The organism is Brevundimonas denitrificans, assembly GCF_030160755.1.
Taxonomy (GTDB): domain Bacteria; phylum Pseudomonadota; class Alphaproteobacteria; order Caulobacterales; family Caulobacteraceae; genus Brevundimonas; species Brevundimonas denitrificans.
Window position 1 is genome coordinate 1 of record NZ_BSOY01000152.1, and the last position, 934, is coordinate 934.

The window sequence follows — 934 nt, forward strand, 5'->3', positions numbered from 1 at the left end:
GTCCAGGCCCGCGCCGAGCAGGCCTTCACCCGCCTCGACGCCGACCACGACGGCTTCGTCACCGCCGCCGAGGGCCGGGCCGGACGTCAGGCCATGCGCGAGCACCGCCGCGCGCGCATGACCGAACGCCGCGCCGCGCATCAGGCGCATCGGCAGGCGTCGCCACCGGCGCCCGCTTCGGAGTAAGGACGATGTCAGGGACGGCGGTCATGAACCGGGCGACCCTTTCGGTAGAAACGGAAGAGGGCCGGATTGGCGCTGATCGCCGACCCCGACGAGGATCTGGTGCGCCGCGTGGGTCAGGGCGACCCGGCGGCGATCCAGGCCATGGTGGCGCGCAAGCTGCCGCGCATGCTGGCGCTCGCGCAGCGGATGCTGGGCGATGCGGCCGAGGCCGAGGACGTGGCCCAGGACGCCATGCTGCGGGCGTGGAAACAGGCGCCGCGGTGGACGCCGGGCCAGGCCAAGTTCGACACCTGGCTGCATCGGGTCGGGCTGAACCTCTGCTACGACCGGCTGAGGCGACGGCGCGAGACGCCCACGGCGGCGCCGCCGGACCGGCCCGATCCCGGACCGGCCCCCGACCGGGGATTGCTGGCGGCGGACGTGGGGGCGCGGGTCGATGCGGCCCTGATCCGGCTGCCGGGTCGTCAGCGCGAGGCCATTGTCCTGTGCCACTATCAGGAGATGACCAATATCGAGGCCGCGGCCTTGATGGAGATCAGCGTGGACGCGCTGGAGAGTCTGTTGTCGCGTGGACGACGGGCGTTGAGACAGGCCCTGGCCGATATCCGGCCGGGTGCTGAAGGAGCATGAGTGTGATGACGTCGGAACGGTTCCTCGCCCTGGTCGCAGCCTATGGCGCCGACGCGCGGCGCTGGCCCGAGGCTGAACGCGCGGCGGCCCGGGCCTTCGCGGCCGCCCACCCGGACGC

General features: G+C 72.9%; 2 protein-coding genes. Both read left to right on the forward strand.

What is annotated here, in order from left to right; translation table 11 throughout:
• On the forward strand, window positions 1-186 hold a 186-nt coding region (locus QQJ79_RS15435), incomplete at its 5' end, for a hypothetical protein (RefSeq protein WP_284223815.1).
• 66 nt (window positions 187-252) lie between these two features.
• Window positions 253-816 carry an RNA polymerase sigma factor gene (locus QQJ79_RS15440; RefSeq protein WP_284223817.1) on the forward strand — a complete coding sequence of 188 codons (564 nt, stop codon included), beginning with the start codon at window positions 253-255 and terminating at the stop codon, window positions 814-816.
• The last annotated feature ends 118 nt before the right edge of the window (window positions 817-934 follow it).